Origin of the sequence: Paeniglutamicibacter gangotriensis Lz1y (genome assembly GCF_000348945.1) — a bacterium.
GTDB classification, from domain to species: Bacteria; Actinomycetota; Actinomycetes; order Actinomycetales; family Micrococcaceae; genus Paeniglutamicibacter; species Paeniglutamicibacter gangotriensis.
The window spans coordinates 256,242-274,138 of record NZ_AOCK01000002.1; the positions used below are offsets into that span (position 1 = coordinate 256,242).

At 63.9% G+C, this 17,897-nt stretch carries 18 protein-coding genes; 12 read left to right on the forward strand and 6 right to left on the reverse strand.

The annotated features are described in order from the left end of the window. Together ADIAG_RS04165 and ADIAG_RS04170 are read left to right on the forward strand one after the other, a co-directional pair. A complete protein-coding gene (locus ADIAG_RS04165; RefSeq protein WP_007270060.1) occupies nucleotides 1-285 on the forward strand; it encodes a F0F1 ATP synthase subunit epsilon in 285 nt (94 codons plus the stop codon). 8 nt (nucleotides 286-293) lie between these two features. Further along, nucleotides 294-731 (forward strand): DUF2550 domain-containing protein, encoded by a 438-nt coding sequence (locus ADIAG_RS04170; protein WP_043473279.1) that lies wholly within the window; start codon nucleotides 294-296, stop codon nucleotides 729-731. A 125-nt stretch (nucleotides 732-856) separates the two neighbouring features. Here ADIAG_RS04170 and ADIAG_RS04175 read toward each other — a convergent pair whose 3' ends face one another. The 3 genes from ADIAG_RS04175 to nucS form a co-directional block, all read right to left on the reverse strand. After that, complete coding sequence (locus tag ADIAG_RS04175) at nucleotides 857-1,060, reverse strand: cold-shock protein (protein ID WP_007270062.1); 204 nt, start codon at nucleotides 1,058-1,060, stop codon at nucleotides 857-859. 284 nt (nucleotides 1,061-1,344) lie between these two features. Next, nucleotides 1,345-2,568 (reverse strand): N-acetylglucosamine-6-phosphate deacetylase, encoded by a 1,224-nt coding sequence (gene nagA / locus ADIAG_RS04180; protein ID WP_007270063.1) that lies wholly within the window; start codon nucleotides 2,566-2,568, stop codon nucleotides 1,345-1,347. A gap of 84 nt (nucleotides 2,569-2,652) precedes the next feature. Continuing rightward, on the reverse strand, nucleotides 2,653-3,348 hold the full coding sequence (gene nucS / locus ADIAG_RS04185; RefSeq protein ID WP_043473518.1) for an endonuclease NucS: 696 nt from the start codon (nucleotides 3,346-3,348) through the stop codon (nucleotides 2,653-2,655). Between the two features lie 208 nt (nucleotides 3,349-3,556). Between nucS and ADIAG_RS20730 the strand changes: the two genes are divergently transcribed. Continuing rightward, nucleotides 3,557-3,805 carry a hypothetical protein gene (locus tag ADIAG_RS20730; protein ID WP_321162808.1) on the forward strand — a complete coding sequence of 83 codons (249 nt, stop codon included), beginning with the start codon at nucleotides 3,557-3,559 and terminating at the stop codon, nucleotides 3,803-3,805. A gap of 511 nt (nucleotides 3,806-4,316) precedes the next feature. Next, a complete protein-coding gene (locus ADIAG_RS04190; RefSeq protein WP_152426041.1) occupies nucleotides 4,317-4,997 on the forward strand; it encodes a hypothetical protein in 681 nt (226 codons plus the stop codon). A gap of 159 nt (nucleotides 4,998-5,156) precedes the next feature. On the opposite strand, the gene ADIAG_RS04195 is transcribed toward ADIAG_RS04190, so the two are convergent. Then, nucleotides 5,157-6,470 (reverse strand): AI-2E family transporter, encoded by a 1,314-nt coding sequence (locus ADIAG_RS04195; RefSeq protein WP_007270066.1) that lies wholly within the window; start codon nucleotides 6,468-6,470, stop codon nucleotides 5,157-5,159. Between the two features lie 273 nt (nucleotides 6,471-6,743). Between ADIAG_RS04195 and ADIAG_RS04200 the strand changes: the two genes are divergently transcribed. The 6 genes from ADIAG_RS04200 to ADIAG_RS04225 all read left to right on the forward strand — a co-directional run bounded on the left by ADIAG_RS04200 (nucleotide 6,744) and on the right by ADIAG_RS04225 (nucleotide 14,594). Continuing rightward, on the forward strand, nucleotides 6,744-8,450 hold the full coding sequence (locus ADIAG_RS04200) for a hypothetical protein (RefSeq protein WP_007270067.1): 1,707 nt from the start codon (nucleotides 6,744-6,746) through the stop codon (nucleotides 8,448-8,450). Nucleotides 8,451-8,709: 259 nt separating this feature from the next. Further along, complete coding sequence (locus tag ADIAG_RS04205; protein ID WP_007270068.1) at nucleotides 8,710-9,636, forward strand: tetratricopeptide repeat protein; 927 nt, start codon at nucleotides 8,710-8,712, stop codon at nucleotides 9,634-9,636. A gap of 151 nt (nucleotides 9,637-9,787) precedes the next feature. Further along, the gene (locus ADIAG_RS04210; protein ID WP_007270069.1) at nucleotides 9,788-10,567 is read left to right on the forward strand and encodes an ABC transporter ATP-binding protein; all 780 of its coding nucleotides are present in this window, start codon (nucleotides 9,788-9,790) and stop codon (nucleotides 10,565-10,567) included. Then, nucleotides 10,549-12,117: a hypothetical protein gene (locus ADIAG_RS04215; protein WP_007270070.1), complete on the forward strand. Its 1,569-nt coding sequence runs from the start codon at nucleotides 10,549-10,551 to the stop codon at nucleotides 12,115-12,117. Before ADIAG_RS04210 ends, ADIAG_RS04215 begins: the two co-directional genes overlap by 19 nt. Nucleotides 12,118-12,397: 280 nt before the next feature. After that, nucleotides 12,398-12,694: a DUF3039 domain-containing protein gene (locus ADIAG_RS04220; RefSeq protein ID WP_043473285.1), complete on the forward strand. Its 297-nt coding sequence runs from the start codon at nucleotides 12,398-12,400 to the stop codon at nucleotides 12,692-12,694. A gap of 103 nt (nucleotides 12,695-12,797) precedes the next feature. Next, entirely contained in the window at nucleotides 12,798-14,594 is a 1,797-nt protein-coding gene (locus tag ADIAG_RS04225) for a DEAD/DEAH box helicase (RefSeq protein WP_007270072.1), read from the forward strand. A gap of 127 nt (nucleotides 14,595-14,721) precedes the next feature. On the opposite strand, the gene ADIAG_RS04230 is transcribed toward ADIAG_RS04225, so the two are convergent. Together ADIAG_RS04230 and ADIAG_RS04235 are read right to left on the reverse strand one after the other, a co-directional pair. Next, nucleotides 14,722-15,354: an isochorismatase family protein gene (locus tag ADIAG_RS04230; RefSeq protein ID WP_007270073.1), complete on the reverse strand. Its 633-nt coding sequence runs from the start codon at nucleotides 15,352-15,354 to the stop codon at nucleotides 14,722-14,724. A 19-nt stretch (nucleotides 15,355-15,373) separates the two neighbouring features. Next, complete coding sequence (locus ADIAG_RS04235) at nucleotides 15,374-16,687, reverse strand: nicotinate phosphoribosyltransferase (RefSeq protein WP_007270074.1); 1,314 nt, start codon at nucleotides 16,685-16,687, stop codon at nucleotides 15,374-15,376. A 294-nt stretch (nucleotides 16,688-16,981) separates the two neighbouring features. Here ADIAG_RS04235 and clpS point away from each other — a divergent pair, with 294 nt between their 5' ends. Both clpS and ADIAG_RS04245 read left to right on the forward strand, forming a co-directional pair. Further along, nucleotides 16,982-17,278: an ATP-dependent Clp protease adapter ClpS gene (gene clpS, locus ADIAG_RS04240; RefSeq protein WP_007270075.1), complete on the forward strand. Its 297-nt coding sequence runs from the start codon at nucleotides 16,982-16,984 to the stop codon at nucleotides 17,276-17,278. A 2-nt stretch (nucleotides 17,279-17,280) separates the two neighbouring features. Then, nucleotides 17,281-17,850, forward strand: coding sequence for a DUF2017 domain-containing protein (locus tag ADIAG_RS04245; protein ID WP_007270076.1), 570 nt, complete (start codon nucleotides 17,281-17,283; stop codon nucleotides 17,848-17,850). The last annotated feature ends 47 nt before the right edge of the window (nucleotides 17,851-17,897 follow it).

Sequence of the window (17,897 nt, forward strand, 5' to 3'; positions counted from 1 at the left end):
ATGGCCGAACTCCAAGTCGAAATCGTTGCTGCCGACCACTTCGTGTGGTCCGGTGCGGCGAAACTGGTCAAGGGACGTACCAGCAATGGCGAAATCGGGATTCTTCCCGGTCACGTGCCGATGCTGGCCGTCCTGGCTGCCGGTGATCTGGAAATCGATCCGGTTTCTGGTTCCCGGTTCTCGGTCCAGGTTGACGGCGGGTTCTTCTCCGTTGACACCGACCGTGTGGTGATCGTCGCGGACAACGCCGTCATGGCAGAGTCCGCCGCGGCAGGAACGCGATAGTCCCTGCCTTGAACGAACTCGGCATTCCTGTGCTCATCGTGTTGGCAGCATTGCTGCTTGTGGTGATGTTCTTGGGTGCCATGGGAGTGCGTCGCATTCAGTTGCGGCGCACTCTTGGCACTTTCGACGCCTCCGTCTCCACGTCTCGTGGGAAATGGATGATGGCGATTGCGCGTTACGGATCCGGAGAGCTTGAGTTCCTCAAGCTCTTTTCCGTATCTCCAATCCCGGTGCACCGCTTTGTGCGCACCTCCATCCGGCTTCAAGGCTGGAGGAAGCCGGAGGAAGAGGAAAAGCATCTGGTGCAGCCCGGTAGCGTCATCGTCATGATGGGCTATGAAGGCCGAGATATCTTGATAGCCATGGATTACCAGACCTATAACGGCCTTTCGGCCTGGTTGGAGGCCGGCCCCGTTGCGGGCGTTGGCACCTGGCGCCAGGACTGATCAAGCGATAACAAAAGCCTGGGGCGGGATGATTTGATCATCCCGCCCCAGGCTTTTGTAGCTTCTTCGTGAATTTCGCCTACCGGTTAGCGGTAAGCGAGAAGTTCAAAGAGTCTGTGAAGTTATTAGATACCGACTACGCCGGTGGCCTGTGGCCCCTTAGCGCCCTGTCCAACTTCGAATTCCACGCGCTGGTTTTCTTCCAACGTGCGGAATCCGTTGGTCTGGATTTCCGAGTAGTGCACGAAAACGTCAGCCTCGGCGCCATCGGGAGTGATAAAGCCGAATCCCTTTTCGGCGTTAAACCACTTCACGGTTCCCTGAGCCATGTATTTCTCCTCATATAGTGCGAAAAACAGGCCGTTGCACCGTGCAACGGCCCTGGGTGGTACTCAAGTGAGAAGATACTGGCGTGGGGTTGACCCCGCCGCAGTTACTTCACACCCGCAGCACTGCTTTGGCGGGTATGACTAACCAACACAAAGACTGAGTCAAGCATCACATAGTGGCGTGACATGGGTCAATACTTTACGTTCAGTTGGTCAGCAAAGACTTCACAATGCGAGGTCTTGGCACGTGAACTTGATTCTCCCGTGGTGCTCCCCGGGTGGGCCTAGCCTAGGTATACGCCATTGCGGATGACTTGGACCAACTCAAGATCCGCATCCAGGATGAGCATGTCGGCCGCGAAGCCTCGGTGGAGCCGCCCGGCCTCGTCCACGAGTCCCAGCACGCTTGCGGGAACCTTGGTGGCGGAAATGATGGCCTGGTCCAGTCCCACTCCGGCCGCCACGACCTTGCGCAGAACTTCGAGCATGCTGGCGGTGCCGCCAGCGAGCGAGCCATCGGAAGCCAACCGGGCTTCGCCGTTGGTCACGCTTACAGCAGATGAGCCCAATTCGTAGTTTCCGTCGGCCAGCCCCGTCGCGGCCATTGAATCGGTCACCAGGGCGATGGCTTCGGCCCCCACGACCTCGAACATGGTGCGCACCATGTCAGGGTCAAGATGTACACCATCGGCAATCAGCTCCACGATGATCTTGCCCTGGGCCGCCAGCTCGAGGCAGGCGGCAATTGGGCCAGGAGCGCGGTGATGCATCGGTGGCATCCCGTTGAATAGGTGGGTGACGGTGGGTCGTTCGGTGAATCCGTCGACCCCGGCGCTGGCAAGCTCTTCACGGGCCACCAACAAGGAATCACGGGTGGTTGTGGCATCTGCGTCGGTGTGGCCCAGCGAGGGCACAACACCCTGAGATACGAGCTGCTCCAGCAGGGCGTTGGAACCCTCTAGTTCCGGTGCGTAGGTCATCGTGCGCAGCTGCCCGGCTGCGGCATCGATCAAGGCGTCGACAAAATCAGGATCGGGTTCGGTAATGAATGATGGGTCTTGGGCGCCGCAGCGTGCTGTCGAGAGGAAAGGTCCCTCGGCATGGAGTCCGGCGATCTCCCCTCGCTGGGCGAATTCTGCCAAGACTGCAGCGGCCGCCAGCATGTTCTCACGAGAAGCCGTGACCAGCGAGGCCATCAGTGTGGTGGTCCCCGAACGATGTAGGTGTTCGATCGCCGCGGTGGTCTTCTCGCGGTCCGCGGACGAGAAATCGCCGCCGGCTGCGCCGTGGCAATGCAGGTCGATGAGCCCCGGGATGATGATGGTTCCTTCGGGGGAGCGTCGCATCTCGAAAGCGCCGTCGGAATCGAAGAATGAGAATTCTCGGACATCGCCGGCGAACGCAATGCGGTTGCCTTCCACGGCGATGATGCCCTGGGTGATGTTCCGGCCCGGGGAGATGAGATGGCCGGTCAGTGCATAGCGGTCGGGTGAATCGGTGGAAGTCATGGACCTAGTCTAGGTCCGTGCGGCATTGCTTATGGGAATCTGCGTCAGCGGGTTTCGAGCCGTGACGGACCCCGGCCCCAGAGCCTAGAAGAGCCGGGCCGCCACGTCGTCGAGGCCGCGCATGGCATCGTAGTCGAGGATCAGGCAGTCGATGCCGCGGTCGGTGGCCAGCGTGCGGGCCTGCGGCTTGATCTTCTGCGCGGCAAACAGTCCGCGCACGGGCTTGAGCAGCGGGTCGCGGTTAAGTAGTTCCAGGTAGCGGGTGAGTTGCTCGACGCCGTCGATGTCCCCATTGCGCTTGAGCTCGATGGCCACGGTTGCGCCGTCGGCGTCCCGGGCCAGGATATCGACCGGGCCGATGGCCGTCATATATTCGCGGCGGATCAGCGTGTAGCCGGTGCCGACGGTCTCGATCTGGTCGGCCAGCAGGCGCTGCAGGTCGGATTCGACTCCGTCCTTGATCAATCCGGGGTCGATGCCGAGGTTGTGCTGGGAGTCGTGGATGATCTCCTTGATGTGCACCACCAGCCGGTCGTCCGACTTCTGGTGGGCAACGTGCCAGAGCTCGATGTCGCCCTCGGCTGCTTGTTCCTCGTCGGGTTCCACCACCCGCATCACGGCCGGGGGACTCATCCAGTTCAGCGGCTTGTAGCTGCCGCCGTCGGAATGGACCAGCACCGATCCGTCGGCCTTGACCATCAACAGACGGGTCGCTAGGGGGAGGTGGGCCCTGAGGCGGCCCTCGTAATCAACTGAACACTTGGCAATCACTAAACGCACAGAGTGCACTCTACCGGGTTTCATCCCCGGGGTCCGACCCGGGCACCCGAAGCCGTGGGGTGTGCCGCGGGCAAAACCGACGGTCGAAGTGGGGCAGAATTGATCTATGGCCCGCTCCAATCGTCCAAGTCGCTCCTCCACGCCCAAACCCCGTTCGGGCCGGGTCAATAAGTGGACCCGTGAGGACCCCTCCGCGGATGAGCCCTGGATGGAACGGGCTCGATACGGGGTCCAACGCCTGCAGGATGCGCCCGATGGGCAATGGCACGTGCGCCGGATCTCCGCGATCGGTGCCTCCAAGACCTACAAATGCCCCGGCTGTGGGCACTTCATCGCTCCTGGGACCGAGCATCTGGTGGCCTGGCGCGCTGATCATTGGTCGGGAGACGACGCCTCAGCTGCTGCGCGTCGGCACTGGCACCCCAAATGCTGGGAATCGCGCTCTTACCGCTACTAGCCCGTCCCCAACGCGTAAACCGCACGTGTGCCCTTGGTTCCGAGCAGCTCATCACCGTCATCTTCGTTAAGGGCCGGTAGCGAGCCTGATTCTGCGCTGGCGTTCTCCTGCGGCAGTGCACTGCCGGTGTCGATCGTGAACGACCATGAGGTCGAGGAGCCGTTCCGAATGTCGCGACGTCTCGTGCTCCCTAACCGATGGACCTTTCCCTGGGGCCAAAATGAAGTGAACTGTCGCTTAAATACCTCGAGCCACGGACCTTCCTCAACCGCCTGAGCGGTTCTACAGAAGAAGATTGTCCAGATGAAGGAAATAATTGCTGCAGGTCATTGATGCCTTGCGGGTTCTTCCTTACGCTTAAGCGGAGCTCGCGGTGATCCGCGCCGCGGGCCCTCGAACCGGTCCGCGACAGGACCAACGGGAGTTCCAAGCAATCTTCCATGACTTGAAGGGAAAGCATCATATGAATCGTCTACGGATCACGATGGGCTTGTTGGGTGTTGGAACGATTATGATCACTGGCGCCGGGTGTGCGACCCAATCGGAGGTGCCCATAGCGAGCTCGTCAGCCACCGTGAGCGGGTCCACCGATGTATCGCCTTCAGCGGCTGCTTCCTCGACGCAAGTAGCGTCGGAAACTCAGCAGGGAACCGAGGATCCCGAAGATCTTTACCCAGTGCTGAAGGCTGCTGCCGGGGAGAACGACAAGTTGCCGGCCGAGGCAGATTTGGACGACATTGACCCGGCGAGCGTGCGCTCGCTAGGGAGCTCTGCCTACGCGTCCCAGTTCGTGGCAGTCACCAAGGACAAGGAAGTGTGCTTGATTGCTTGGGCCATTCCCGGCAGTGGCGACGGGACGCCGGTGAACTATGGGTCACCGGGCATTGAATGCGAAGACGTCGACGACGTCGTGGAAGACGGCCTGGGGGTTCGGGTTGAACCTGAGAAGGACGCAAGTGACCTGGTCGCATTCCTGCTGCCACCGGATATGGAAGAGGATCAAGTGAGAAAGACGGTGTTGGCTATTCCCGGTAATCACGAGGACCTGCGTCCGCCGGTGGAAATCAACACGAACGTTGATGGCTCGATCACGTTGGCCATGGACACGGCAACGGCAGACGAGTTGGGGAGTATTGAGATTCCTCGTCCCGATGGCACGACCTTGTCGCTGTCCGAAGATTCCGAGTCCTAAACCGTCACGGGAGTATCCACTTCACGCTGCCGCCGGTTCTCTGGCTCTGGGCCTCGGGTTCCAAGGTCAATTGCTACAGCCGTGCCGTGGCGAAGAATGAGCGCCAAGCGCCCCGCTTCGGTATTGCGCGGCCCCGGCCGGGAGCCGGAGGGGGCGCTGCTAGCGTGCATCCTGCCGGGAAATGAATACCTCACGCAGGATGAGCATGACGGCGGCGGCCGTGGGGATGGCCATCAGAGCGCCGGCCACCCCGAGCAGCGAGCCACCGGCAATCACCGAGATCACGGCCACCGCACCGGGCACTGCAACGGCCTTCTGCATGACCCGCGGGGAGACGAAGTAGGCCTCGATCTGCAGATAGCCGAAGTAGCAAATCGCGTAGATCGCCGCGGTCTGCCAGCCCAAGGTTAGCGAGATCAGCGATACCAGGATTCCCGCGATCACGGCCCCAACCAGCGGGATAAACGCCAGCATGGCCACTAATAAGGTCAGTAGGGCAGCAAAAGGAACCTTGAGGATGCTCATGAGTATTAGGGCAATGGTCGCGTTCAGCAGCGCCACGAAGGCCTGGCCGATTACGTAGTTGCCTACCGAGCGGGTGATGGTCTCGCTCAGTTCCTCGACCCGAGCGCGTCGCGAACGTGGAGCCAGGCGGTAGGCAAAGGCCTTCATCGCCGGCATCGAGGCCAAGAAGTAGATGGCCAACACCAGCACGATCAACACCCCGAACGCGCCCTGAGCGATCACAGAGCCTACGCCCAGCACGCCGCCGAAGATCCCGCCGACGGCTCCGGTGTCGGAGAAGAACTTCCCGATCTCCTCGCTGATCCGATCCGACACCTGGAATTGCGCGTCAAGCGAGACGAAGAACTCCGAATGCAGAAAGTCATCCACGAGCTTCGGGGCACGTTCAATGAACTGCGACGTCTGGGTGCTGAGGGTGGGGATGATGCTGCCGATGAATCCTGCTGCTCCGCCCAGCAGCGCCAGCATGGTGATTATGACCCCGAGAGTGCGGGAAAGTCCGTGCCTGACCATGAAACGAACGATCGGATCGAGTCCCAAGGCAATGAATAAGGCAATGGCGATCCAGATGATCAACGAGCCGACGTTGGTGAGTAAGAAGAACACCAGCAGTGCCAGCCCGATGCCGACAGTAAGTAGGAAGCCGAAGGCGATGGGGTTTGTCTGCGGGGAGATATCCGTACCCGTTGAGGCATCGTCGTGGGTCGGTTCCGGAGGGAAGCCGAAGTTTGCCGGAGGCTTGATCCTGGCTTCAAGTGTTTGTTGCGCGGTGCCCAACAGGCGTTGCCACCAGCGTCGGGAGGTGCCCGGCTGTGCTTGGGGTTGCTGTGGCGCATAGTTGACCCAGTTCGCTGTTTCTCCGGGGCGCACTGATGTTGCTGCAGGCTCGCTGCCTGCCCGGGCGGGATCCGAGGCAGCTTTGCCCGAGGTTCCGGACCCGGTTCCCATGGCAGAAGAACCAGTCGGTGTTGCTTCGTTGTCCCCATCTTGAGTAGTCACAACCTGAGCATATTACTCGCGGAGGGGACTTGGCAGCTTTGGGCCGCTTAACCGACCGCGTCCAAACGTGGCCGATCCCTCATCAGCAATAGGCGTGGTGCTAGGCACATCAGGGAACCGCTTTGGTGAACAACTCGTTAGACTTATGTTGTGCCCTCCTCGTTGGATGACGTTGGACGGCTCCCGAGGCCGAATCTCGACCCCCCTCCGTTAGGTGTAATTGTGCGAAAGATCTTCTCAGCGATCGCTATCATTCTTGGGCTTGCAGCCCTGGTGGTGGGGATCGGCCAGCGTACCGTATGGGCTCCGCCCGAGACGCTGACCGCTTCCCTCGAGCAGCCTGCAGCAGCTCCGGTGACTCTGCTCGAATCCGGGATCGGCACCGTCGCGGGTCATCCCACCGAAATCACCATCAAGGCCGAGGGCAAGTTCTCCGCCTCACTGGTGCGCTCCGCGGACGCCGAGGCATGGGTCGGTAAAGCTGCCCACACCAGCATCACAGGCATCAACGCCGAAGAGCAGAGCATCGAGGCAACCAGCGAAACCGGTGAAAAAGAGGTCCCGAACCCTGCCGGCGCCGATCTCTTCCAGTCGACCGAAAACGCCGACAAGACCATGACCTACCGCTGGACGAACCCCGACGAGGGATCGTGGACGCTGTTGCTGGCCGCAGATGGCAAGGCCGCCGCACCCACCGATGTCTCGGTGACCTGGCCCGGAGATACCGCCACCCCGTTCTCGATGCCGTTGATCATCGCAGGTGCCCTGTTGTTGGTGGCAGGCATCGCGCTGGCCGCAGTACGCACCACCCCGCGTAACGGATCCAAGGGCGGCGGAGGGCGCCGTTCGGCTGTCCGGTCCCCGGCCACCGGTGCTACTCCCGTGGTTCCAGCTCCCAAGGATGGCCCGGGCACCGTGGCCAAGGTCGTGGCCACCGCCTCGGTGCTGGCCCTGGCGTTGGTTCCAGCAGGCCCGGCGCTGGCCAGTGGCGTGCCGGCAGACCCGTCCGCCGTGAGTACCCAGGAAGAACCCAACACCTACCCGGTGGTCTTGCAGAAGCAACTCGAACGCATCTTGGGCGAGGTATCCACGTCGGTGGCCAAGGCCGACAAGTCCAAGAACGCCAAGGACCTTGAGTCCCGGACCACCGGCGCCTTGAAGGTGTTGCGCGAGGGAAACTACAAGCTGCGCAATGACGACGTCAAGATTGATGGTCCGGCAGCCATCGACACCTCGGTCATCCGTTCGGCCGCTGTACCCACCGATGACGGCGCGACATTCCCGCGCTCGATCGTCGTGGTCACCGCGAAGGATTCGGGGGCCTCGACCATCCCGACCGCACTGACCTTGACCCAGGCCGGCCCGCGTGAGAACTACAAGCTCGCCTTCGCCACTCCCATGCTGCCCGGATCCGAGTTCCCCGGCATCGGCGTCGGGGACCAGTCGGTGAAGCTGCTCAGGGATGACGCTGATTCGTTGATCATGACCCCGAAGCAGGCTCTTGAGCGCTTGGCCGGCTACATGGACGATCCGAAATCCAAGCACGCCGATTCCTTCGCCGAGAACGCGTTCCTGACGCTGAACGCCAAGGACCAGAAGGCCCTGGTCGACGCGAACAAGGATGCGAAGATCAGCTTCAAGCGCTCGGTGAACACCAAGGACACCGTCGTGGTCGCAGCACCCGATGGCGGGGCCCTGGTTTCGGGCAACTTCACGTCCATGACCACCGCCAAGCCGAAGGAAGACGGCGGGACCATCGGTCTGGATAAAACCACCGCGAAGATCGTCGGGGTCAAGGACACCAAGAAGGGCATCGAGATCAGCTACGGCGAACCGATGATGCTCTACATCCCAGCCAAGGGCTCGAAGGAAAAGGTCCAGCTGGTGGCCGCCGAGGTCGTTGCCAAGGGCGCCAAGCTGCTGAAGTAGCGACTGAGCGCCCACCCGGCGCAGCAACCGCGGTCCTGAGGGCCCGGTAGACAGTAAACGTGGTGTCATTGCACGCACAGGGAAACCTGCGCCGGTGGTGGCACCACGTTTTTGTGTTCCTGGGCCATGGGATGGCCAACGCTGCCGGGCGACGCGCCGCCGAGGCGTTCTGCCCGTCAGCTAGCCGAAACGCCTTAGCTGGTGCCGGGGTTTTCTCCCGGAGCCCGAAGCGGCCTAAAGTAGGAGGATGACCACCAGCATGCCTGAACCCACTGCACCTTCCTCCCGCGGCGCCATTGATCTGGGCGCCTTCAAGCCGACAGCACCGCCGAACATCGACCCGGCCGCGGGCGAAACCCCGTCCGGCGCCCCCACCTGGGTCCGTGCCGTCGACCAGGAGACCTTCCCGGAAATCGTTGCGCTATCGCAGCAGGTTCCGGTTGTCGTGTCCCTGGGTAGCGGGCGTTCGCCCGCTTCGGCACAACTCGATTCGATGCTCGGCGCGCTCGTCGATGCGAAGGCCGGCACCATGGTGATGGCCACCGTCGACGCTGAGCAGCAGCCGGCCATTGCCCAGGCCTTCCAGGTCACCCAGGTCCCCTCGGTCATCGCTTTGATCAACGGCCAGCCGGTGCCGATGTTCCAGGGCAGCGCCGAGGTCTCGCAGATCCGTTCACTGATCGATGAACTGCTCTCCCTGGGCGTGCAGCACGGGGTGGCAGGCACCGTGGCCCCGTTGGGCACCTCCGCCGCAGAGCCCGTCGAAGCGCCGTTGCCTCCGCTGCACCAAGCAGCATTGGACGCCATCGAGTCCGGTGACCTTCCCGCGGCTGAGACCGCCTACAAGCAGGCCTTGAATGAGAAGCCCAATGACAACGATGCGGTCATCGGACTGAACCAGGTGCGCCTGCTGATCCGCACCGAAGGTAAGGATTTGGCCGAGGTGCGTGCCGCCGGTGCTGCCGGCCCCGACGACCTTGAAGCGCAGCTGGACGTGGCCGACATGGATCTGGTCGGCGGACACGTCGAGGACGCCTTTGCCCGGCTCGTGGCCTTCATTGGCCGGCACGCCGGCGATGAGAAGGAAGCTGCTCGGGCACGGCTCGTGGAGCTCTACTCGGTGGTTGGCGTGGGGGATGAGCGCGTGGTGGCCTCGAGGCAGAAGCTGGCCCGCGTCCTGTTCTAAAAACCCCGCTTGACCGGGCGCTTGAAGGTACGGCCTGCCGTATATGGTGGGCCGTACCTTTGGTTCTGGCTGCTTCCATTTCCCGCCGTGGGGAGCGGATTAGTCCGATGGGATGACGCTTTCTGCCCCTGCGGACTGTTAGTTTCGAGGCATGAGTATTTCCAACACCCCTGAGGGGACCCCGGCACTCTCGATCCGCTCGCTGGGCAAGCGCTTCGGCGAAAACGTTGCAGTCAACGGCATTTCGTTGGATGTTCCCGCCGGATCGTTCTTCGGCTTGGTCGGTCCCAACGGTGCCGGCAAGACCACCGCGCTGTCCATGGCCACCGGCCTGCTGCGCCCCGACGCGGGCCAGGTGTGGCTAAACGGCATCGACGTGTGGGCCGAACCGTTGCGCGCCAAGGCTGCCATGGGCGTGCTGGCCGACGGGGTGCGGCTCTTTGATAGGCTCTCCGGCCGCCAGCTGGTCACCTACGCCGGATTGCTGCGCGGCATGGACCGCGACACCGTCAAGGAGCGCACCGACGACCTGCTGCGCGTCCTGGACCTCGAAGACGCCGGAAACAAGCTGGTGGTGGACTACTCGGCGGGTATGAGCAAGAAGATCGCCCTGGCCACCGCGCTGATCCACTCTCCGAGGGTACTGGTACTTGATGAGCCGTTCGAGGCAGTGGATCCGGTCTCCGCGGCGAACATCCGCGACATTCTGGCAGACTACGTGTCCCACGGCGGCACCGTGATCGTCTCCTCCCACGTCATGGACCTGGTCCAGCGCATGTGTTCACACGTGGCAGTCATCGCCGGTGGCAACCTGTTGGCCGTGGGCACCGTGGACGAGGTGCGTGCCGGCGCCTCCCTGGAAGAACGCTTCGTGGACTTGGTCGGCGGGCGCGGAAACAATGAGGGGCTCTCATGGTTGCACACCTCCTAAGACTCAAACTGGCGCTGCTGCGCAACTCCTTCAGACGCAGCCCCTGGCAGCTGGTGGGCGTCTGCATCGGCGCCCTCTACGGCCTGGGCGTGGTGGTGCTGCTGATCTCCGGCATCGTCTACCTCAACGAGCTGGAAGCCGGGCTGGCCAACCAGATCCTGGTGGCGGCGGTATCGGCGGTCACCCTGGGCTGGGCGATCATCCCGCTGGTCGCCTTCGGAGTTGATCTGACCCTTGACCCTGCCCGCTTTACTACCTTCACGCTCCCGCGGCGCAAGTTGGCTGCCGGGCTGCTGCTCTCGGGCTTCATCGGGATCCCCGGGATCCTGACCCTGGTGCTCTTTGCCGGCCAGACGCTGGCCTGGCGCCAACACCCCGGAATTGCCGCCACGGCACTGCTGGGCGGGGTGCTGGGCGCCCTGATGTGCCTGGCCCTGGCCAGATTGACCACCACCTCGATGGCCCGGTTGACCGGCTCGCGGCGCTTCCGCGAGATCGCCGGCATCGTCGCCTTCATCCCCGTGATCCTGCTGGGGCCGATCTTCGCCACCGCCGCCCAGGGCATGGACGCGGTCTTCGAGTTGCTGCCTCAAGCCGTGCTGGTGCTGGGCTTCAGCCCGTTGGGTGTCTTTGCTGCGCTGCCCGGGGATCTGGCCGCGGGGCAGCCACTGCTGGGCGCCGCACGTCTGGTACTGGGCCTGGTGTACCTCGTCGCGGTGATTTGGGCCTGGGAACGCGGACTGCACAAGTCGATGGAAAACCCGATGGCCCCACGCACCAGTTCCAAGGCTGTGGGCATGGGCGCCTTCGGGCTTTTCCCGTCCACTCCGAGGGGCGCGGTAGCTGCCCGCGCGCTGACCTACTGGCTCAAGGACCCGCGCTACGCCGCCTCGATCGTGGTGGTCCCGCTGCTGCCGGTAGTGATCTGGTTCGCGGCGGCCAATACCGGCTCCCCGGCGGCCATGCTGGTGCTCGGCCCACTGCTGGGCATCCTGATGGCGTTTTCGATCTCCGCGGATGTCTCCTACGATTCAACGGCCTTCTCGCTGCATGTGCTCACCGGGGTCCGCGGCGTCGACGACCGCGCCGGGCGGGTGCTGGCCTGCGCGGTGATCGCGCTGCCGGTGACACTGCTGGCCGCGATCCTGCCGCCGGTCTTGCTGGATATGGGGCACATGCTGCCGGCGATCCTGGGCATCTCGCTCTGCGCCCTGCTGGCCGGGCTCGGGGTCTCCTCGGTTGCCTCGGCCCGCTTCACCTACGCGGTCCCGCTGCCGGGCGAGAGTCCGTTCAAGACCCCTCCGGGGGCCGGGGCACGCATGGCCCTGGTACAGCTGGCCACGTTCGGGATCATGGGCTTACTGCTGATTCCGTCCCTCGGACTGCTGGTGGCCCAGGTCTTGACCGGGAACCAGCTCTTTGGCTGGATCGCGCTGGCCGTGGGCGTGGTGGAAGGCGCTGTGTTACTGGTGGTCGGGATCCGACTCGGCGGCAGGTGGCTCGATGCCCGGATGCCCGAGCTCTTCCAGAACGTGGCAATGAACCGCTAAGTGCCGCCGCACGGTGTGTCGTGCGGGTCTTGGGTGAGTGCACCGAGTCGTTCGGCACAGTGCGCGCCACCTCCCGGCACCCGGCGAGCGGTGCCAGGTTCTCGAGCCAGTGGCCGGCACGCTGGAGCCGGGCCTTGTTATTGAACGCAAGAGCGCTAGTTGGCCGCGGGCGTGCCGTGCACCAGGGCCCCCGAAACGGTGCGCGGCTGCCCACGGCGCAAGTGCCCTGGGAGAGCATGTGCCTCTCCGGAACCCTCAAACGGTTGTTAGACTATGGGACATGAGCATGCCCATGGATCCGTTCCGCAATGACCCGCACACCACCTCCGGCGGCGGTGCCACCACCATCGAGCGCACCGAACTCGCCCAGGAAGTCGAGGCCGGGGACCACGAACGCTTCGCGCACTACGTGCGCAAGGAAAAGATCATGGAGTCAGCGCTCTCCGGCGATCCGGTCATCGCCCTGTGCGGGAAGGTCTGGACCCCGGGTCGCGACCCGCAGAAGTTTCCGGTGTGCCCCGAGTGCAAGGAAATCTACGAGGGCCTGACCGGCGGCGGAGACAAGGGCAAGAAGTAACGCCCCCTCCCGCGTTTCACACAGTAGGACCCAAACCCTCGTTGGGGTGCGTCGGCACGCACCCAGGCACGGGAAGATTTTTAGCGCCGTGGAAGGTGTATGCATGACCGATACCTTGTTCTCACTTGCAGACAAGCTGCCCCTGGAGGATCGTCTTCCTCCCGCCTATCCGGAACGCGCTGCCTGGGGCACCGGCTCGAAGCTGCGTGCCTGGCAGGCAGAGGCCCTGGACAAGTACTTCACCTCCAACCCGCGCGACTTCATGGCCGTGGCCACCCCGGGTGCAGGTAAGACCACCTTCGCCCTGCGCCTGGCCAAGGTGCTGGTTGATGCCAAGACCATCAACCGCATCATCGTGGTGGCCCCCACCGACCACCTGAAGAAGCAGTGGGCCGATGCCGCGGGCCGTGTGGGTCTGGCCATCGACCCGAACTTCAAGAACTCCGATGGCCGGCATGGCGATGGTTACATCGGCGTCGTGGTCACCTACGCGCAGGTCGCCTCCAAGCCGATGCTGCACCGTGCCAAGACCGAGGCCGCCCGCACCCTGGTGATTCTCGATGAGATCCACCATGGCGGCGACGCGCTGTCCTGGGGTGAGGGTATCCGCGAGGCCTTCGAGCCTGCCACCCGCCGCCTGGCACTGACCGGAACCCCGTTCCGCTCGGACACCGCGGCGATCCCCTTTGTCGATTACGCCGAGGGCCACGATGGGATCCGCCGTTCCAAGGCGGACTACACCTACGGCTATGGCCAGGCCTTGCGCGACCATGTGGTGCGCCCGGTGCTGTTCATGGCCTACTCGGGGTACATGCGCTGGAAGACCAGCGGTGGGGAGGAAATGGAAGCCCAGCTCGGTGAGGGCTTCACCAAGGACGTCACCGCCCACGCCTGGCGTACCGCCCTGGACCCTGCCGGGGACTGGATCCCCTCGGTGCTCGCCGCCGCGGACAAGCGGTTGACCCAGGTGCGCCGGACTGTGCCGGATGCCGGCGGCCTGGTGATCGCCACCGACCACGAGGATGCCCGCGGGTACGCGGAGCAGCTGGAGAAGATCTGCGGCGAGAAGGTCACGGTGATCCTTTCGGACGACGCCGGTGCCTCGAAGAAGATCGACGAGTTCTCCTCCGGCGATTCGCGCTGGATGGTGGCGGTGCGCATGGTGTCCGAAGGCGTTGACGTGCCCCGGCTCTGCGTCGGGGTTTACGCCACCAGCACCTCCACCCCGCTGTTCTTTGCCCAGGCCATCGGCCGCTACGTGCGCAGCAGGAAGCGCGGCGAGGTCGCCTCGATCTTCCTGCCCTCGGTGCCGATCCTGATGGCCCTGGCCAATGAGATGGAAACCGAGCGCGACCATGCCCTGGACCGTCCGGAACAACATTTTCAGGACCCTGACTACAACCCCGAGGACGCGCTTCTCGCCGAGGCGAACCGTGAGGAAAAGGCCAGCGATGAGCTGAACAAGGCGAAGTTCGAGGCGTTGAACTCCAATGCCTCCTTCGACCGGGTGCTCTTCGACGGCGGAGAATTTGGTACAGGCGCCGCGGTGGGCTCCGAGGAGGAACAGGACTTCCTGGGCATTCCCGGGCTGCTGGATGCCGACCAGGTGGGCCTGCTGCTGCGCCAGCGCCAGGCCGAACAGGTCTCGCGGCGTAAGGGGCGCAAGGCCCAGGAAGAAACGCCCGAAGCCCCGCTGGTGGATCACCGGGCGCTGATGGATATGCGCTCCACGCTCTCCAAGAATGTCTCGGCCTGGAGCGCGCGCACCGGCACTCCGCACGGAATCATCCACACCAAGCTGCGCGAGGTCTGCGGGGGACCGGCGGTGGCCCAGGCCAACGCCGAGCAGCTGCAGCAGCGCCTGGACAAGCTGCAGGGCTGGTTCATCGGCAAGAAGTAGCACCACCGCAGCAGCATGACGACGTGGTGAAACAAGACAAGGCGCGTTGGCTACCCCGGGGGATCGCCCCCCGGGGTAGCCAATGCGCCTTGCTCTGTCTAGGCAGACCCTGCTGGGCCGCCCTGGATCAGCCCAGGGTCAGCACCGTGACCCCTGCGGTTCGCAGCGCCTCGAAGACCTCGTCATTGTTCGCCGGGTTCACCGCGGCGGTGAGCGGGGACAGTACGGTGGTCTCAAAGCCCTGTTCCCGGGCATCGAGCGCCGTGGCCCGCACACAGTGATCGGTGGCGATCCCCGCCACATCCAGCGAGGTGATGCCGTGTTCGCGCAGCCAGTCGCCCATCAGTGGGCCTGACTCGTCCTCGACCGCTGCATCTTGGATCGCCAGCCGGCCCTCGAAGCCTGAGTAGGCGGCGGTAAAGCGGCCCTTGCGGAACGCTGCATTGAGGAACTGTGTGGCGCCGGCGAGGTTGGGGTGCAACTGAGCACCGTCTGTCTCGGCCACGCAGTGCACCGGCCAGCTGTCCACGAAGTCAGGCTCGGCGGAAAAGTGGGTTCCCGGGTCGATGTGCCAGTCCTGGGTGACCACCAGCACCGCGTAGCTCTTGTGCCTCGCGGCCACCAGCTCGGCGATGGCCGTGGCCACCGTGGCGCCGCCGTCCACCGCCATCGAGCCGCCCTCGCAGAAGTCGTTCTGCACATCGACGATGATCAGGGCACGCGCCTCTGACTGAACAGGGGTACTGATTGGTTCGCTCATGCTGTGATTCTCCTCGTGCTCAGAAGCTGTCAATAAATCGTGTGGGGATCACCGGTTCACCGCGCTGCAGGCGCCGCGAGCTGCTGGGCATCTCCTGGATTGAGTCGGTGTGTCGCTGGGCCGCGCGGCGCACCGCACCGGCGCCGATGAAATCGGTATCCAGCTCGCCGTTGGTCACAAACGTGTTCAGCAGCGGGCGGTCGTTGGCGTCGGGGGCCGGCAGCTCGCCGACCCCGATCAGTTCCTCGGTGGCCCGGTTGCGCTCGTTGAGCCGGCGCACCGCGTACTTGCGTCCGCCCACGGAGACCTTGTTCTTGGCGGCCTTGGCCACATCAACGAAGTTCCCCGAATCATCGCGCCGGGAGACCAGCTTGTAGACCATCGAGGCGGTCGGGTGCCCGGAGCCGGTGACCAGCGAGGTACCCACTCCGTAGGAGTCCACCGGGGCGGAGCCCAGCGCGGCGATGGCGTATTCGTCAAGGTCGGAGGTGACCATGATGCGGGTGTTCTCGTTGCCCAGATCATCGAGCAGCGTGCGGACCCAGCGGGCCTGCTCGACCAGGTCCCCGGAGTCCAGGCGCACCGCGCCCAGTTCGGGTCCTGCGACCTGAACCGCGGTGCGTACCCCGGCTTCGACGTCGTAGGTGTCCACCAGCAAGGCGGTGCCAACCCCCATCGAGGCGACCTGCGCCTCGAAGGCTGCCCGCTCGGAGTCGTGCAGCAGCGTGAAGGAGTGGGCCGCGGTGCCCACGGTCTTGAGCCCGTAGCGGTGCCCGGCCTCGAGGTTCGAGGTGGAATCGAAGCCGGCGATGATCGCCGCCCTCGCAGCAGCCACAGCGGATTCCTCATGGGTGCGCCGCGATCCCATTTCGATGCAGGGCCGGGCGCCGGCCGCGGCGATCATGCGCGAGGCGGCCGAGGCAATGGCCGAGTCGTGGTTCAGCGCCGAGAGGATGAAGGTCTCCAACACGCAGGCCTCGGCGAAGGTGGACTCGAGGATCATCACCGGGGAGTACGGGAAGTAGATTTCCCCTTCGGCGTACCCGTGGATGTTTCCGCTGAACGCGAAGTTCTCCAGATACTTGATGGTCGTGGCATCAACGACCTTAGTGTCCGATAAGAAGCGCAGCTGCTCGTCATCGAAGTGGAAGTTCTTCAGGCCCTCCAGGATCCGTCCGGTCCCCGCCAAGACGCCGTAGCGCCGGCCCTCGGGCAGTCGTCGGGCGAAGGCCTCGAAGACGCTGGGGCGATGTGCCGCCCCGGAATGCAGGGAGGCCTGCAGCATCGTGAGTTCGTAGTGGTCGGTGAACAGGGATGTGGGTTGCTGCCACATGGGCGATGGGCTCCTCGCGGAAAATGGTATGGGACAAAATGCCCGAGTATGGGTTCGTACACCGCTTCCCTTCGCCTTCGCGGGCGCGGATTGCGCCGCCGGGCCCACTGCGGGAAGGGCGCGGGTGGCTCCGTGGAATCCCGCCGATGTGCGTTCGTTAGTAGCCACTCTAAACCCGCGGCAGCCTTCAAGGCGTCATGGGCTGGTGCTCCGGCGTGCTCCGTGACCCGGCGCCGAGGCGGGCACCGATTCGCTTCCGCGTGTAGCGGTCGTAGAATAGGGACTATGCCCACGATGACTGCGATGCCCGATGTGCTTGAACATGTCGAGCAGGCACAAGCCCACGAACTCGACCAGCCCTACCTCCTGATCATCTGGAATGATCCGGTGAACCTGATGAGCTACGTCAGCTATGTCTTCCGCTCCTACTTCGGTTACTCGGAGTCCAAGGCCGAGAAGCTGATGATGCAGGTCCACCAGGAGGGACGCAGCGTGGTGGCCACCGGCAACCGCGAAAAGATCGAGGCCGACGTCTCGGCGATGCACGGCTTCGGCCTGTGGGCCACCCTGACGAAGGGCGACTCCGCCTAACCATGGCACGAGCATTTAAGAACACCAGGCGCGGTTTGGTCGCCTCACTGGAAGCCACCGAACGCCAATTGCTGCGCGGCCTGTTTCAGGACGTCATCACCTTGCTGGAGCCCGAGCGCACCGCCGACGAGGATCCGCTCTGGGCCATGGTCGGGATGGACCCCAACGCGCACCACGAAGACTTTGCGCCGCCCACGGACCGGGCCACCAAGCGCCTGCTGCCCGATGCCGACCCGGACGACGCCGGCGCCTCGCTAGAATTCCGCCGACTGTCCGAGCGCGGCATCCGCGAGAAGAAGATCGGTGCTTTGCGTGAGGCCGCGCTGCTGATGGAATCTTCTTCGTTGCTGCTCTCCACCGAAACCGCCCCGCGCTTCGCCGCGGCCCTGAATGACGTGCGCCTGGTGCTGGCCGAACGCCTCGGGCTGGAGTCCGATCAGGACGCCGAGCGGATCCACGCGCAGGACGACTGGTCGAAGGCCGAGACCGTGGATGAATACCTCGCACTGGTCTACAACTTCGTCACCTGGCTGCAAGAATCCCTCATGCAGGCCATGCTGAAATCCCTGTGAGCAGGGCAACACTGTGTCGGGCATGCTAGCTGTTGGCGCGCAAAACC

What these genes read in the sequence shown, in the direction of transcription:
- ADIAG_RS04165 (WP_007270060.1), top strand. Translation starts at nt 1, where the DNA reads ATGGCCGAACTCCAAGTCGAAATCGTTGCTGCCGACCACTTCGTGTGG.
- ADIAG_RS04175 (WP_007270062.1), bottom strand. Translation starts at nt 1,060, where the DNA reads ATGGCTCAGGGAACCGTGAAGTGGTTTAACGCCGAAAAGGGATTCGGC.
- nagA (WP_007270063.1), bottom strand. Translation starts at nt 2,568, where the DNA reads ATGACTTCCACCGATTCACCCGACCGCTATGCACTGACCGGCCATCTC.
- ADIAG_RS20730 (WP_321162808.1), top strand. Translation starts at nt 3,557, where the DNA reads ATGGAACGGGCTCGATACGGGGTCCAACGCCTGCAGGATGCGCCCGAT.
- ADIAG_RS04190 (WP_152426041.1), top strand. Translation starts at nt 4,317, where the DNA reads ATGATCACTGGCGCCGGGTGTGCGACCCAATCGGAGGTGCCCATAGCG.
- ADIAG_RS04195 (WP_007270066.1), bottom strand. Translation starts at nt 6,470, where the DNA reads ATGGGAACCGGGTCCGGAACCTCGGGCAAAGCTGCCTCGGATCCCGCC.
- ADIAG_RS04205 (WP_007270068.1), top strand. Translation starts at nt 8,710, where the DNA reads ATGCCTGAACCCACTGCACCTTCCTCCCGCGGCGCCATTGATCTGGGC.
- ADIAG_RS04210 (WP_007270069.1), top strand. Translation starts at nt 9,788, where the DNA reads ATGAGTATTTCCAACACCCCTGAGGGGACCCCGGCACTCTCGATCCGC.
- ADIAG_RS04215 (WP_007270070.1), top strand. Translation starts at nt 10,549, where the DNA reads ATGGTTGCACACCTCCTAAGACTCAAACTGGCGCTGCTGCGCAACTCC.
- ADIAG_RS04220 (WP_043473285.1), top strand. Translation starts at nt 12,398, where the DNA reads ATGAGCATGCCCATGGATCCGTTCCGCAATGACCCGCACACCACCTCC.
- ADIAG_RS04225 (WP_007270072.1), top strand. Translation starts at nt 12,798, where the DNA reads ATGACCGATACCTTGTTCTCACTTGCAGACAAGCTGCCCCTGGAGGAT.
- ADIAG_RS04230 (WP_007270073.1), bottom strand. Translation starts at nt 15,354, where the DNA reads ATGAGCGAACCAATCAGTACCCCTGTTCAGTCAGAGGCGCGTGCCCTG.
- ADIAG_RS04235 (WP_007270074.1), bottom strand. Translation starts at nt 16,687, where the DNA reads ATGTGGCAGCAACCCACATCCCTGTTCACCGACCACTACGAACTCACG.
- clpS (WP_007270075.1), top strand. Translation starts at nt 16,982, where the DNA reads ATGACTGCGATGCCCGATGTGCTTGAACATGTCGAGCAGGCACAAGCC.
- ADIAG_RS04245 (WP_007270076.1), top strand. Translation starts at nt 17,281, where the DNA reads ATGGCACGAGCATTTAAGAACACCAGGCGCGGTTTGGTCGCCTCACTG.